At 40.0% G+C, this 13,441-nt stretch carries 17 protein-coding genes; 10 read left to right on the top strand and 7 right to left on the bottom strand.

Annotated features, from left to right (window positions below; genetic code table 11):
* Positions 1-137 precede the first annotated feature (137 nt).
* On the bottom strand, positions 138-482 hold the full coding sequence (locus ERX37_RS09675; protein WP_133430472.1) for an ATP-binding protein: 345 nt from the start codon (positions 480-482) through the stop codon (positions 138-140).
* A 344-nt stretch (positions 483-826) separates the two neighbouring features.
* Between ERX37_RS09675 and ERX37_RS11475 the strand changes: the two genes are divergently transcribed.
* From ERX37_RS11475 to ERX37_RS09665, 3 genes are all read left to right on the top strand, one after another.
* On the top strand, positions 827-979 hold the full coding sequence (locus ERX37_RS11475) for a hypothetical protein (protein ID WP_165982035.1): 153 nt from the start codon (positions 827-829) through the stop codon (positions 977-979).
* Positions 980-1,013: 34 nt separating this feature from the next.
* Complete coding sequence (isaB, locus tag ERX37_RS09670) at positions 1,014-1,529, top strand: immunodominant staphylococcal antigen IsaB family protein (RefSeq protein WP_133430471.1); 516 nt, start codon at positions 1,014-1,016, stop codon at positions 1,527-1,529.
* 108 nt (positions 1,530-1,637) lie between these two features.
* On the top strand, positions 1,638-2,285 hold the full coding sequence (locus ERX37_RS09665) for a metallophosphoesterase family protein (protein ID WP_133430470.1): 648 nt from the start codon (positions 1,638-1,640) through the stop codon (positions 2,283-2,285).
* On the opposite strand, the gene ERX37_RS09660 is transcribed toward ERX37_RS09665, so the two are convergent.
* Together ERX37_RS09660 and ERX37_RS09655 are read right to left on the bottom strand one after the other, a co-directional pair.
* Positions 2,282-3,445: a low temperature requirement protein A gene (locus ERX37_RS09660; RefSeq protein WP_133430469.1), complete on the bottom strand. Its 1,164-nt coding sequence runs from the start codon at positions 3,443-3,445 to the stop codon at positions 2,282-2,284. The genes ERX37_RS09665 and ERX37_RS09660 overlap by 4 nt on opposite strands.
* Positions 3,446-3,491: 46 nt before the next feature.
* Positions 3,492-3,722, bottom strand: a complete 231-nt coding sequence (locus ERX37_RS09655) for a hypothetical protein (RefSeq protein WP_133430468.1) — start codon at positions 3,720-3,722, stop codon at positions 3,492-3,494.
* 89 nt (positions 3,723-3,811) lie between these two features.
* On the opposite strand from ERX37_RS09655, the gene ERX37_RS09650 reads away from it, so the two are divergent.
* From ERX37_RS09650 to ERX37_RS09630, 5 genes are read left to right on the top strand one after another with little or no spacing between them, the layout of a single operon-like run.
* Positions 3,812-5,002: an NAD(P)/FAD-dependent oxidoreductase gene (locus ERX37_RS09650; RefSeq protein ID WP_165982034.1), complete on the top strand. Its 1,191-nt coding sequence runs from the start codon at positions 3,812-3,814 to the stop codon at positions 5,000-5,002.
* An 11-nt stretch (positions 5,003-5,013) separates the two neighbouring features.
* Positions 5,014-5,517, top strand: a complete 504-nt coding sequence (locus ERX37_RS09645) for a hypothetical protein (RefSeq protein ID WP_133430466.1) — start codon at positions 5,014-5,016, stop codon at positions 5,515-5,517.
* Between the two features lie 24 nt (positions 5,518-5,541).
* On the top strand, positions 5,542-7,599 hold the full coding sequence (locus ERX37_RS09640; protein WP_133430465.1) for a HelD family protein: 2,058 nt from the start codon (positions 5,542-5,544) through the stop codon (positions 7,597-7,599).
* On the top strand, positions 7,596-8,057 hold the full coding sequence (locus ERX37_RS09635; RefSeq protein ID WP_133430464.1) for a DinB family protein: 462 nt from the start codon (positions 7,596-7,598) through the stop codon (positions 8,055-8,057). The genes ERX37_RS09640 and ERX37_RS09635 overlap by 4 nt, the downstream gene beginning before the upstream one ends.
* A 60-nt stretch (positions 8,058-8,117) precedes the next feature.
* Positions 8,118-8,561 (top strand): GNAT family N-acetyltransferase, encoded by a 444-nt coding sequence (locus ERX37_RS09630; RefSeq protein ID WP_133430463.1) that lies wholly within the window; start codon positions 8,118-8,120, stop codon positions 8,559-8,561.
* Positions 8,562-8,587: 26 nt separating this feature from the next.
* Here ERX37_RS09630 and ERX37_RS09625 read toward each other — a convergent pair whose 3' ends face one another.
* Positions 8,588-9,139 (bottom strand): thioredoxin family protein, encoded by a 552-nt coding sequence (locus ERX37_RS09625; RefSeq protein WP_133430462.1) that lies wholly within the window; start codon positions 9,137-9,139, stop codon positions 8,588-8,590.
* 120 nt (positions 9,140-9,259) lie between these two features.
* Here ERX37_RS09625 and ERX37_RS09620 point away from each other — a divergent pair, with 120 nt between their 5' ends.
* Both ERX37_RS09620 and ERX37_RS09615 read left to right on the top strand, forming a co-directional pair.
* The gene (locus ERX37_RS09620) at positions 9,260-10,489 is read left to right on the top strand and encodes an aminopeptidase (protein WP_133430461.1); all 1,230 of its coding nucleotides are present in this window, start codon (positions 9,260-9,262) and stop codon (positions 10,487-10,489) included.
* 34 nt (positions 10,490-10,523) lie between these two features.
* Positions 10,524-10,943 (top strand): DUF3916 domain-containing protein, encoded by a 420-nt coding sequence (locus ERX37_RS09615; RefSeq protein ID WP_133430460.1) that lies wholly within the window; start codon positions 10,524-10,526, stop codon positions 10,941-10,943.
* 21 nt (positions 10,944-10,964) lie between these two features.
* On the opposite strand, the gene ERX37_RS09610 is transcribed toward ERX37_RS09615, so the two are convergent.
* The 3 genes from ERX37_RS09610 to ERX37_RS09600 form a co-directional block, all read right to left on the bottom strand.
* Positions 10,965-11,666: a PepSY domain-containing protein gene (locus tag ERX37_RS09610; protein ID WP_133430459.1), complete on the bottom strand. Its 702-nt coding sequence runs from the start codon at positions 11,664-11,666 to the stop codon at positions 10,965-10,967.
* A gap of 70 nt (positions 11,667-11,736) precedes the next feature.
* A complete protein-coding gene (locus tag ERX37_RS09605; RefSeq protein WP_133430458.1) occupies positions 11,737-12,384 on the bottom strand; it encodes an HAD family hydrolase in 648 nt (215 codons plus the stop codon).
* Complete coding sequence (locus tag ERX37_RS09600; RefSeq protein ID WP_133430457.1) at positions 12,384-13,424, bottom strand: NADH:flavin oxidoreductase/NADH oxidase; 1,041 nt, start codon at positions 13,422-13,424, stop codon at positions 12,384-12,386. Before ERX37_RS09600 ends, ERX37_RS09605 begins: the two co-directional genes overlap by 1 nt.
* Between the last annotated feature and the right edge of the window lie 17 nt (positions 13,425-13,441).

Genomic DNA, 13,441 nt, shown 5'->3' with positions numbered 1-13,441 from the left:
AAAACCTTCTTTCAGAAAAGATGAGTGACAATTCAACTATCATTATAACGCTTTTAACTCATTTTCTGACTTATTAAATTAGCTATTTTGTTAATAATTCAAGTCCTCCTTTTCTACTGATTATTTCTTAGGAAATTCTAGAATACGGTCACCCTTACTATCTGACTATCCACTGTAATGCTTCCGTCTATCTGATGAGCAAGTGTCTTGGCGATATAGAGGCCAAGTCCTGAGCCACCTGTTGCCTGATTACGTGAATGCTCGACTCGATAGATTCTTTCGAAGATGCGATTCAGATTTTCAGCTGCAATTCCTTTTCTTTCATCCATCACTTTAATTTGTATTGATTGATGAAGTGTTTCTATCGCTATAATTCTGATATCAGTACCGGGAGCTGAGAGTTTCAGTGTATTATCAATGATATTCGTGATAATACGTTCAAGTGCTGATTTATTTTGCTTAAATGGCTGGATTTCTTCCATCCTTAGCCATCATGTTGTCTTTGTTCAGGTCTTTCGTATGCATGTCATCCTGCATCATATGGTGTGAAGTGGTATTGTCAGCCCTACTCTGTGTCCCAAGTCACGTGCTTGTGAGTAAGATGCCTATTAATGCGATATGATTTGTTTTCATAGTTATATGCTCCTCTTTTTTTAAAATTGGTGACTGTCGTTATAGTTCCATCATAAAAGAGAATGTACTGGATTCCTATTAACTGGAAATTAACGATTTCTTAATTCTTTCCTAACTGATTATTTTTAAGGAAACTTTAAGGTCAATATTAATGGAATTAGTTGTAAAATTGTTTGCAGAGGAGGTTGCTGTGATGAAAAATCCATTTAAAAGAAAAGTTGAGAAGAAAAATGTGTGGGCACCTAAGCATGCCATATCTGAAAATAATAAGAGTGGGCAATATGATCGTCCCGAGAAGATTGTACCTATTATTTCTAACGATATTGTTGGAGATACTTCAAGCTGATTATGCTCATGTCCGTTTTAGAGGAGGAAATCGTATGAATATATATAGAAAAGTTTTATCAGCTGCTATAACTGTTTCGTTTCTGATTACAGGGATGGTGGAGACTCATGCATCGGCGGATACGCATCAGCAGGTTGAACCTTATTATCATTTTGAAGGTTATACAGGTCATGAATCTTCTTTTGCCCTTAATCCTTATTTTGTCCAGGCTTTATATTATGGCAATCTGCATGTTAATGGCATTCAAGTCACGAAGAAGGCTGTGATTGAGGATCGTCCGCTTATAAAAAAAGTGAATGATACGAAGTACTATGTCAGTCACGGGGCGGCAACTTCCATGTCTTTTCCTGTTAAATGGAAATCGGTTAAAAAGTCTGATTTTATGAAATCACATCGCTGTAATACTGTGCTAAGTGATCAACGGATGAAAGCGGGTAAATCAGTTGTTACGTTTAAAACGAAGTACGGGACGTATTCAGCGACTTTTGATCGTAATCGTTATTTGAATAAGATACGCATTAATCCGGCTGTAATGGTGTATTCGAAATAAAGTAAGGTAAGCAACTTAATAAAAAATTGAGAGAGTTATCTCATTCTTTAGTATTTTTTATTCAGATGGTGGTAAACTGTGAATATCACTATAAAGGATGAGAGCGCGATGAATTATTTTGTGGTGGGCGATGTCCACGGTTGTTTTTATACATTGAAAAAATTGCTGCAGCACTGGGATAGTGATCGTCAGCAGCTGATATTTGTCGGCGATTATATCAACAAAGGCAAGCATTCACAGCAAGTCGTTAAATTGATCAGAAATCTGGAAAGAAAGTATCCTGGCACGGTCTGTCTTAAAGGTAATCATGAGTATGAGATGGTTCGTTATATTGAAAGAAACATCCCTGAAAATATGATTAAAGATAACTTCAGAAATACGCTTGATCATTATGATTTGAAAGAAAAGTATCGCGATGATCTGAAATGGATGAAGAAACTTCCGCTTTATCATGAGAACGAGGCTTTATATATCACACATGCTGGCGTGAACTGGCTTAACTTCAGGAAGTTTAAGGAAGACTCCGGTTGGTGTGTGCTTCGTTATAGAGGCCGACTTAAAAAGATGTCCAAGTTGCAAGTCTTTGGACATACACCGACAGAATCCAAGCATCCTGAATTCAATAAAACGTTTAATGCATTGAATATTGATAGCGGTGCCGGTCATTTTGATGCGATGTCCGCAGTGCTGATTGATGAATTAGGTAAAATCAAAAAAACTTATACAGAAACTATTAAAAAAGAGGACTATCGCTAGTCCTCTTTTGTCATATCTGGATGTGTTTTGTAATAGTAATAGAGATAAATGAGAAAAATAGTTACTGTGGTCACGAAGCAGACAGTCGTCAATGTGTATGCGAAGTGTCTCGTTAAATATGCGATGGCAAAACCGATGATAAGAATGACAGGGATAATGAAGCGAAGTTGTCGGTCTCCTGTGAACTTTTCATGGGCGTATTGCAATGTCATCAGCATCCCTGAGTAGAAGAAGGCCAGTGCAGCATACATCAGCTGGATGTTGAAAGTGTCCTCTACCGGTTCTTTAGCATTTAAGACAAGTGATGCATTGATCAGACCGATGCCGACAATCATCATAAAGTGGGCAATCGTCAATGTCAGGCCTGATACGTAATTCTCTTTATGAATAAGGCGGTTTGACTTCAGCCAGTAGCTGCCGAATAATGAGGTAAGAATCAGAAAAAGCATAATATATGAAAAGTGAAATTCATTAATTTTAAATATTTCAGTGAGACCGATGATTGCTTCTCCGAACATGATGATAATCAATAAAGAGTAGCGCTCAGCCATATGAGGGACATTGACGCCTGACAGCTGTATCTTCTTTTTGAAAGGGATAGGCGCAGTGCAGGCGATGATAATAGATAGAATAAATGCTACATACATCCAAGGAGCGGGTATAAAGATAGCAAGTAACGCAAGTAGCGCACTCACGAGCATCGAACTACCGAATACAATAGAGGCGAAGCGGTCATGTGCCAATATTTTATCTCTAAGTGTTAAAAAGAACTGCAGGCTGGTGCTTGCAAAGAGTATGGCGACACATACGTTAATCGCATCGAATACAGATACCATATTACTTTTTAAGCTGATAGCAAGAAATATGGCAATGAACATATTGAAAAGCAGGAAGAAGATATCTTTTACTCTGATCATGCCGAAGCGGTTCGTATAGCTGGTCTGATAGGACCATATTGTATAGAAGACAAATGTCATCAAGAAAAACTTGGTAAAGTTATAGAGTGGAATATCTCCATGTTCTGTATAAAGGATGGAATGTGAAATCTGAGAAATAGCATAGACAAACACCAGGTCATAAAACAGTTCTGTCATATCGACCGCTTTCTCTTTCTCTTCGTGGCGGCGTGTTAAGTCTTCCTGATTATGGAATTCGGTCATAGCATGCTCCTTTAATGATATAAAAAAATCAGCCGAAGCTGATTTATTAAAGTGAATGAACGCTTTTTGGTGAGAGTTTAAGGATTTTGTTCACATTAATAGATGAATGTGCATCGCCTTCTTTGATAGTTAAAAACCCATTGGCATCTCTGCCAAGTTTTGCGATGAAGTTATTAAAAGTAATGGTTTCGTTAGTCGTTACGCGTTCAAGATGGTGAATTGTTACATTATCTTCCATCAGAATTTCGATTTCCAGATATTGATTGCTTTCAGACATTGAATAAAAGCTCCTTTATTAAATCATTTTTTAATCTTTACCCGTCTCTAATTATTTTACACATTGAATATGAAAGAAGGATGATGGTTATGCTGCATAATGGAAAATTATTCTGGCCAGAAACATATCAGGCAACTCGTTGTCAGACACTGCATGACTCTCTTGACTGTGAAGTCATTGTAATCGGGGGCGGAATGAGTGGTGCACTCAGTGCTTATACTTTTGCCGAGGCGGGTTACAGGACCGTATTGATTGATCGAGGTCGGATAGCAGCTGAAAGCTCGGCTGCTAATACCGGACTGCTGCAATATATGAGCGATAAGTCACTGCATGAATGTATCGATGATTTCGGTGAGCAGTCAGCTTATTATTTTTACCGTCAGTCTTATGAAGGACTCGCACGGATTGAAGCCTTGTGCCGTGAACTGCCGGACGATGTCCAGTTCATCAAGCGTGAAAGTGTTCTCTATGCTTCAAGAAAACGTGATGCACAGTTCCTGAAAGATGAATATAGGGCGCTGAGAAAGTTTGCCTTTCCGTGTCAACTGCTGAAACCGTCTGAAACTAAATCACGTTATCATATAGAAGCGGATGCTTTAGTTACTTATGAAGATGCTGAAATCAATCCCTATATCTTTATTCAGAGATTACTCGAGAAGGCAATAGCTGATTTTAGCCTTACTGTATATGAAGAAACGGAACTTAAGAACTGGGAATCAAAAAAAGGTCGTGTCATCTGCCGGTTAAGCGGAGGTAAGACTATTCATGCTGATCATGCAGTATATGCGGGTGGATATGCTGACAATCACTTCGTTAAATTTATTAAAAAGCGGAAACTTGTGCGTTCATATGCGCTCGTATCCCATCCAGTCGATCATCTATGGCCGAAACGTGCCATGTTCTGGGAGACTGCAAGACCTTATCTCTATATTCGTCATGCACAAAGCAACCGCATTATTGTCGGTGGACTCGATGAACAGACTAAACGTATACCTAGTAAGCGTAAAATCAAGAAAAAAACTCGTCAGCTTCAGCAGGCATTCGCAGAACTTTTCCCCGATATTCCTTTCGATATTGAAGCGGGGTACGGTGCAAGATTCGGTGAGACACAGGATGGTCTGCCGTTTATAGGAGAAGTACCCGGCATGAGGCACTGTTATATGCTACTTGGTTATGGTGGCAATGGAACAGTCTATTCATCCTTTGGTAGTAAGATGCTGCTTGATATGGTCGAAGGTAGATTGAATGAGAGACAACAAATATTTAGACTGGATCGCTGAGAGGAGTATGTATGACATCACGATTAAAACAAGAAGTGAATCAGCTTTGTTATGGAGAGGGCCTATCGGCAGCGGGCTTTCTTCTTTTATGGTTTTGTACGGCCTTTTTTAAGCCAGATACTCGCCCTTACCTTCTTGATTATGCAACTATCCTATCATTTCTGAATATCTGTTTTATTTTAGCAACAGGTAGTTATTTTTGGTGGATTATGAAACAACATGTCGATGCACGAAAACCTTTGAAGTTAACGATATATCAAATAAGATGTTTTAAGAGACTCCATGTGCTGATTTTAGCCGTTATCTTTCTTTCAACATTTGCTATCGTCTGGACACTGCCTCATACTGATGAGATGTGGTTATTGATTATCCTCACATATGGTTTTATGTGGCTGGAATATATCAATTATTTTCATGTCCGATTATCTTACTTGACGCCGAGAGAATTCAGGCAGCTGCTTACCAATCGTAAAGTGACAGCTTCACATTTGAATAGAGCGATGAAGGGCAAATAATTATATGCTAAAAAGGAGGACGTTATGGTCTCTAAAAAACAGGAAGCCTTACATCTGAAAGGTGTACAAGGCTTGATTGATATCATACATAATGACCTGTCAGGTGAACTTGAAAAGACGACAGGTGAACTGATAGATGAACGACGTTTTGCACTTGAGGAGCTAGGGTCAGAAATCTCTGATGATGCTCAAATAGAATATTCACAGGTGCTACCGTCACTAAAGATGCAGGAAGAACTGCAGGTCAGCAGGCAGGATATTAAAGACAGTCTGAGTAAAATGAAGGACCGTCCTTATTTTGGTGCTGTAACGATACAAGATGATGATGAGCCGGAAGAAGAAAAACTTTATATCGGCCTCAACAGCCTCAAAGATCCTTCGACAAATGATCTGATTATCTATGACTGGCGTACACCGATAGCTTCTACTTATTATGCCAGTCATCTCGGTCGTGTGGACTACGAAGTGCCGGCAGTCGGTATGCAATCGGTTGATGTTAAGGAACGCATTCAGCTTGTAATTGAAAATGGGCAACTACTGGATGTCTTTGATTCTGAGCTTTATATTGGTGATGATGCGCTCCAGCATCTGTTAGTCGATACAGCAAAAGATAAGATGAAATCAATCGTCACGACTATTCAGGAAGATCAGAACCGCATCATCAGACAGAATTCTGCACAGGATTTACTCGTACTAGGTCCTCCAGGAAGTGGTAAAACTTCGATTGCAATGCAGCGAATTGCTTATCTGCTTTATCTGCACCGCCACAAAATGAATGCAGACAATATGCTGTTTATTACGCCGAATGAAATGTTCGGTGACTATATTGCAGAAGTGCTGCCGGAACTGGGAGAAGCTTCAATTAATGCGATGACATTCTACAGACTGCATGATAAGCTCAGCCGCAAGTATGAATTTGAAGCGTTATTCCAACATATCGAACGACTTCGTACAGCGACTGATACAACAGCTTTTGAACTTAAATCTTCCCGGAAATTACTCGATGCTATAAATGATCATGTCGCGCACCTGTCAGATAGTGGCATTAAATTCAGGACTATTAAAATTAAAGATGAACCTTTTGCTACCTCTGAAGAGCTCACTGCATTGTTCTATGAGAAGTTCAAGGATTCACCTATTGACTCACGCCTGAAGAAAATTCAAGTTGAATTATGGCCGCGTTATAAAGAAGTGTTGAATAAGGCTATAAAAGAACGGACGAAAGCACTGAAAAAAGTCACGAGCTATATAGGTACAGATGCAGAACTTGAAAAACAAGCTGTACAGGAAAAAACGAAGCAGTTCCGCATCGTGAAAAATTATATTAAACAGCTGGAATTCGTCAATATAGAGAAATTATATCTAGATATATTGAAACAACTGGATCCTGCTGTTAAGCAGGAAACACTCAATGCCTTAAAGAATAGACAGATTAACTATGAAGATATTGCACCCCTTCTGCTTCTTACTGTTAAAGTAAAAGGATTAAAAAGAGAGCCAGGCATCCAGCATCTGATTATCGATGAAGTACAGGACTATAGTCCTGTACAGCTGGCTGCTATTTCAGCAGTGTTTTCGAATGCACGGAAGACGATGCTCGGGGATCGTCATCAGCTGGTCCATCCTGTTCCTGCACACGCCCTCGGTTCAACAGCACTCGAGCTTACTAAATCATATCGCTCAACTGTTGAGATCACGGAATTTACAAAGTCTTTGATCGGTAATACAGTAACTGAGTCACTCGGTGTACATGGTGAAGAAGTAAAGCAGTTATCTTTTAAAGAGTTCAACGATAAACTGGCTGGTCTTGACTCTGAAAGTGTGGCGATCATTGCTCGAGATGTCGCACATGTCGCAGAAGTTGCAGCCAAACTACCTGACGTCATGTTGCTCTCTCATGACCAGTATACATTCACTAAAGGCAAGGTTGTGATGCCGAACTATATGTCTAAGGGCTTTGAATTTACACATGTTTTTATTTTAGACTACAATTTATATGATAAGAAGCAGGATCGCTTCCTGCTATACACGATGGCATCAAGGGCTACTAGACATCTTTATTTAGTGGAGGCAGATCAATGAATGAAGTAATGAATCAGATCAGCTGGCACGTTGAAAGTTTAAAACGATTGTTCAAATATGCTGATTTCTTTTCGATGCAGCAGCAAATATATCCTGGGGGCAGGACATGTCAGGAATTGATGAACCATATTGTACTCATACCGGAAGCAGACTATCTTTTAAGTCAGGGCGCTTCACAAGAAGAAATCAGTCAGTTCAATCGCTACTGGGCTAAGGAACTGACATCAACAGAGATGCTTGAAGCGAGACTGGATCTCAGCTTTAGTATTTTGAAGGATGCCTACAAGGAGCTCGAGCCGGAAGAGCTTGCATCTAAAACAACGAGCTACTGGGGAACGACATATAATCAGAAGGAGTGGCTATTAGTCATTCTGAGTCATTTAAGTCATCATCGCAGTCAGTTATATTCATTTTTGAAGACCGAGGGAGTACAGATGGATATCACACTGTTTGAATGATGTGAGATATGATACAGTTACCCTCCCGTTCAAGTGCTATAATCACATTGAGGTGGCACGATGACAGGAGAGAAGTTAGAGACTAGCAGATTAATAATACGTCCATTAGATGCAGAATTGATCAGAGAGCTCAGTGTGGATCATAAGCATGACCGATTTTTATCTCATATGCAGAAATTAGCCATTGATCCCACATTAAGAGGCTGGGATGCCTGGATTGTTCAGTTAAAGGATGGTACTTATATTGGAGATATCGGTTTCAAAGGGAAGCCCAATGTAAACCGGGAGATTGAAGTAGGTTATGGTTTTGAAGAGGCATTTCATGGCTGCGGGTATGCGACAGAGAGCGTTGATGCGTTAATGAAGTATATCACTACACGTTATCCTGAACTTACAATCAAAGCTGAATGTTTAATTGATAATGATGCCTCTAGTCGTGTACTTGAAAAGCTTGGTTTTATGCAAGTCAGACAAGATGACATCATGAAATATTGGCAAAAGTAAAAGACCTGCTCAGCGCAGGTCTTTTATTATTGAGTCAATATGTTAGCGATTGAATGGTAGATAGCATGCCAGAATTCAGGTGTCTGTTTATATCTATCGTGAGCGAGCTTATGTTTTTCTTTACTTTTCTCTTCAAAAGTCGAATCTTCTTTTGAAGGTAAGTCCTGACGGCTGTCATCAATAAAAGCTTGGACTGCCTGAGCACGAGGTCCCCATACAGCAGCTTCCTGTCCATTACGGTCGAGGAAAATAAAGATTGGAATAGAGCGGGCCGTCCCATTCGTCAAATATTGATCGATGAGTTCAAGATGACTGTCACGGAGGACAAAACGAACGTCTATGTCAGCCTGTTCAGCGATTTTGAGAAGCACAGGGATATTCATCATTGCATCACCGCACCAGTCTTCAGTAATTGCGATGACCTTCATATTCTTATCTTTAAGATCTTCTAAACGTAAATCATGAGGTGCATCGAACTGCTCATATATCTGTTCCATATCCTCGCGATTGACATTCATCTGAGATTTATAAGCTTCAAGTGTCAATCCATTGTTGAAGTAGTCCATTAATGTTGTCATGATATGACCTCCTGTATTTTTATTTATTATATCATTTTTAGGAGTATGAGATAGGGGATGACTACCTAATTGTTTCGGTTTCCGATATAATTGAAGAATAATAATCAAGGAGGAAACAAAATGAATCATCAGGATAAAATTAATAAGTATGCACAACTCGTCGTGCATGTGGGGTTGAATATTCAGCAGGGCCAGAAATTGTTGATAAGTGCCGATATTGATGCGATTGAATTTGTCAGAGCTGTCACAGAAGCGGCCTATAAAAGAGGTGCAGTGAATGTCATGCAAAGATTGACGGATGGGCCTTCAACTCAGTTAAAGTATCAATATGCACCTGTTGAGACGTTTAAGGAAATTTATGACTATGAAAAAGATGAAATTAAGGTTCATCTGAAAGAACGGATTGCACATTTGCGTATTTACTCACAGACACCTGAACTGCTGAAAGATGCTGATCCTGAGAAGATTGCAGCGAATGCAGCGACAGTGGGTGAACTGAACAAAGATTTTGCTCGTGCAGTCGGGCGTTTTGAGTTCTCATGGTGCATTGTTGCTTTCCCTAATACCGCCTGGGCAGAACTTGTATTCCCAGATTTAAAGGGTGAAGAAGCGCGTACTCAATTACTTGATGCAATGATCAAGGCTGTCAGAGCTGATCAGCCTGATCCAGTTAAAGCCTGGGAGGAACATAATCACAATTTAAATAGTCGTGCAAAATTACTGACCGAAAAAGGATATGATCGTCTGCACTATAAATCTGAACGGACAGATGTAGAAATCGGTCTGAACAAGCATCATATCTGGATGGGGGCAAGTGCCATCAATGCAGAGGGTCATGAGATACAGGTTAATATGCCGACAGAAGAAGTATTTACTTCTCCGGACTTCAGACGGGTGAATGGTGTAATCGGCAATACGCGACCTCTTAGTTATAATAGTGCCATTATCGATGACTTCAGTCTGACTTTTAAAGAGGGCTCTGTTATTGATTTTGAAGCAGGGCAAGGCTACGAGGTTTTGAAGAATATGCTGGATACAGACGAAGGTGCCAAGCGTCTCGGTGAGATTGCACTTGTACCGGATGATTCCCCAATTTCGAATTCTGGTATTCTATACTACAATACACTATTTGATGAAAATGCTTCATGTCACGTAGCACTGGGTCGATCCTTTCCGGGTGCGCTTAAAGATGGAAAAAATCTTGCTAAAGAACAACTTGAAGCGAATGGACTTAATCAATCATTGATTCACGTTGATTTTATGATAGGAGGACCTGACTTGTCGATTGAAGGGATTCACGCAGATGGTACGAAAGAATTCATATTTAAGGACGGCAACTGGGTTATTTAAATGTTAGAATAAAAGAAAAAAAGAGGTGTTAAGGATGACCGGACCATCTTTAAAACAATTACAGGCACATCGTCAGATTCATGATACAGGTCTCGCACTTGCCGTCGAAATGACGGATGACTTAGTGATGATGCTAAGAGATAACGATGAGAAGCAGATTGTGACTCAGATTGTTGAACTTGTAGAGTTCTGGGAATCAAGAGTAATCAGCCATGCTGATGCAGAGGAAGAAGAAGACGGCTTTTATGCTGAGATGGCTGCAAAGTCTGCTGATATGAAAGAAAAAGTAATCGCTCTGAAACGAGATCATCAGTTGCTGCGTGACTTAGTCACTAAGATTAAAAGTCAGATGGAAGAAGAAGGTTTCAGTACTCAGATTATTGATTACTTCAGAACATTAATCATCGTCAATGAAATGCATTCAAGAGATGAAGAGAGATTTTTACTCCAATAAAAAAAGCGCCTCGGCGCTTTTTTATTTTTTTTCTGTAACTGTTCCTTTGAATGGATCTACACGGTATTCATGTTCTACATTATCTTTTAATAATTCAGTTTTAAATACAGGTACTTTGTCCTCAGTTGTCAATTCCCACTCTTTTACTTGTGTGTCAGTGCCTGCTTTATCCTGAACGTTTTTAAGGATTTTATCGAAAGAGAGAGCCTCGTTATAATTGATTGCTTCTTTTTTTTCGTTATCTTCTTCAGTGTTGATGAGTTTTCGGTCAGACATACCGTACGTATATTCTACGTTTTTATTACCTTCGTTTTGAGCAACCTTATAGACCCAGCGGTTGTTCTCTTTTTCAAATTTTACATCTGTAATTTCACCTTTTTTATTCTGTGCTTCAACAATCTTGATGATATCAGCAGGTGTTGACTTAATATCTTCGAGGTTCAGTGCTTCCTTCTTATCTGCTTCGTTAGCTGATAAAGTTGATTGGCCTTCATCGTCTTTTTCAGCATCATTTGAGGCATCCTGATCATTAGAGTCAGAATCTTTAGCTACATTCTTTTCATCGCTTTTCTTTACATCACTGGACTTGTTAGTTTCAGATGAATTGACTTCTGATTGTGCGTTATCATCTGGGCTAGTCTGCTTATCATTACTGTTATCAGCATCACAAGCTGTTAAAGCAAGTGTAGCTGAGAGAATGAGTCCTAATATTTTAAATTTCATTATATAACCCTCCTATAAAATAAGTTGTTAATACCTATTTAGCCCAATTCAAGAAGGTTTAAACAGTTTATCACGCGGTTAACAGAAATTGCCTTAACGAATGAACAGTAGATATAAGCGCAATGTGTGGATATGAGGCTAGTTCTTCTCTTGAACCGTAGCCGAAGAGAACCCCTAGTGCATCCATACCGTTCATATCAGCACCAATCAAGTCATGTTTACGGTCACCAATCATCAGACAGTCGGCAGGTGACAGATGATTTTCTTCGATGACATATTGTATGACATCGGCTTTGTGGCTACGGCTGCCATCAAGCTCACTTCCGGCAATCATCTCAAAATAATCAGTCAGTTCAAAATGGTCAAGAATCTGCCGGGCAAAGGTAACCGGCTTACTCGTTGCTACATATAATTTGTAGCCTGCATTTTTTAAGTCAGAGAGGAGTTCCGGAATGTCGCTGTAGACCTCATTTTCAAATAACCCTCTAGTAGAAAAGTATTCCCTGTAAAATGCAATGGCCTGTTCATTCTGTTCGCCTTCTAAATGGTAGTCCGTCCTAAAACTTTCCTTTAGAGGGGGACCGATAAAATGGACAAGGGCATTATTATCTGGCACTGTAATATTCATTTGAGTAAGCGAATGAACAATAGAATTAGTAATACCTTCCTTAGAGTCGGTTAATGTACCATCCAGATCAAACAATAGATACTTATGCATTAGTGGATACCTCGTTCATATTGTTTAGGGACTTCGATTTCATCGCGTAATGCCTTGACCGCATGGATAGCCCAGTACGGGTTGTTCAGCATACCACGACCGACAGCAATGAGGTCTGCACTTTCATTCTGTAACGTCATTTCAGCGACGGCCGGATCATCAAGTATACCGACTGCGATAACAGGTACATCGAGTGTTTCTTTAAAACGGCGCGCAAACTGAACTTGATAACCTGGGTAATTACCAGGTTTATCCTGGCCAGGAGGCGCCTCACCACCTGATGAAATATCGAATAAGTCGACGCCTGCTGCCTGATATTGTCTGCCTAAATCAAGTGCATGCTCAATACCATAGCCACCATCCATATACTCACGTGCAGAGATGCGGAAGAGAAGGGGCATATCTTCCGGCATAACAGATTTAACAGCTTTAATAACTTCGACACCAAACAATGCAAGGTCCTGACCATATTTATCGGTCCGTTTATTAATGCCTGGCGAATGGAACTGGTGAATGAGATAGCCATGGGCGCCATGAATTTCAATCGTATCGAAGCCGGCTTCGACAGCACGGCGCGCCGATTCTTTATATTTCTCAACCATTGCCTCAGCTTCTTCTGTCGTTAAAGCGCGAGGGTAACGAACAGGGCCGAATGACGTCGCTTCTTCAAGTGGTGTTTCAGAAGAACTGACAGGTGTTTCGATATGAGTTGATTTCCGGCCTGCATGAGCAATTTGAATCGCTGCTTTGCTGCCATTTGCATGAATAAGATCTACAAGACGTTTGTAAGCTGGAATCTGCTCATCATCCCACAGACCGAGACAGTCAGAAGTGATGCGCCCGTCTGGTTCAACATTTGTCATTTCGACGATAATTAGTCCTGTCTGACCTACGGCACGCGATGCGTAATGCACGAGATGCCAGTCTGTAGGGGTCCCGTCGTGTGCAGTTACAGAATACTGGCACATAGGTGGCATGACAATACGGTTTTTCAATTCTAAGTTTTTAATAGTATAAGATGTATTTAAAGTCGTTTTCATACAATCATCTCCTTAAG

Origin of the sequence: Macrococcus hajekii (assembly GCF_004359505.1) — a bacterium.
In the GTDB taxonomy this organism is placed as follows: domain Bacteria; phylum Bacillota; class Bacilli; order Staphylococcales; family Staphylococcaceae; genus Macrococcus; species Macrococcus hajekii.
Note: the sequence above shows the minus strand (reverse complement) of the source record. Positions and strands in the feature narration are given on the sequence as shown.

Coding starts and splice junctions, on each gene's coding strand:
- ERX37_RS09675 (WP_133430472.1), bottom strand. CDS start 482: ATGGAAGAAATCCAGCCATTTAAGCAAAATAAATCAGCACTTGAACGT.
- ERX37_RS11475 (WP_165982035.1), top strand. CDS start 827: ATGAAAAATCCATTTAAAAGAAAAGTTGAGAAGAAAAATGTGTGGGCA.
- isaB (WP_133430471.1), top strand. CDS start 1,014: ATGAATATATATAGAAAAGTTTTATCAGCTGCTATAACTGTTTCGTTT.
- ERX37_RS09665 (WP_133430470.1), top strand. CDS start 1,638: ATGAATTATTTTGTGGTGGGCGATGTCCACGGTTGTTTTTATACATTG.
- ERX37_RS09660 (WP_133430469.1), bottom strand. CDS start 3,445: ATGACCGAATTCCATAATCAGGAAGACTTAACACGCCGCCACGAAGAG.
- ERX37_RS09655 (WP_133430468.1), bottom strand. CDS start 3,722: ATGTCTGAAAGCAATCAATATCTGGAAATCGAAATTCTGATGGAAGAT.
- ERX37_RS09650 (WP_165982034.1), top strand. CDS start 3,812: ATGCTGCATAATGGAAAATTATTCTGGCCAGAAACATATCAGGCAACT.
- ERX37_RS09645 (WP_133430466.1), top strand. CDS start 5,014: ATGACATCACGATTAAAACAAGAAGTGAATCAGCTTTGTTATGGAGAG.
- ERX37_RS09640 (WP_133430465.1), top strand. CDS start 5,542: ATGGTCTCTAAAAAACAGGAAGCCTTACATCTGAAAGGTGTACAAGGC.
- ERX37_RS09635 (WP_133430464.1), top strand. CDS start 7,596: ATGAATGAAGTAATGAATCAGATCAGCTGGCACGTTGAAAGTTTAAAA.
- ERX37_RS09630 (WP_133430463.1), top strand. CDS start 8,118: ATGACAGGAGAGAAGTTAGAGACTAGCAGATTAATAATACGTCCATTA.
- ERX37_RS09625 (WP_133430462.1), bottom strand. CDS start 9,139: ATGACAACATTAATGGACTACTTCAACAATGGATTGACACTTGAAGCT.
- ERX37_RS09620 (WP_133430461.1), top strand. CDS start 9,260: ATGAATCATCAGGATAAAATTAATAAGTATGCACAACTCGTCGTGCAT.
- ERX37_RS09615 (WP_133430460.1), top strand. CDS start 10,524: ATGACCGGACCATCTTTAAAACAATTACAGGCACATCGTCAGATTCAT.
- ERX37_RS09610 (WP_133430459.1), bottom strand. CDS start 11,666: ATGAAATTTAAAATATTAGGACTCATTCTCTCAGCTACACTTGCTTTA.
- ERX37_RS09605 (WP_133430458.1), bottom strand. CDS start 12,384: ATGCATAAGTATCTATTGTTTGATCTGGATGGTACATTAACCGACTCT.
- ERX37_RS09600 (WP_133430457.1), bottom strand. CDS start 13,424: ATGAAAACGACTTTAAATACATCTTATACTATTAAAAACTTAGAATTG.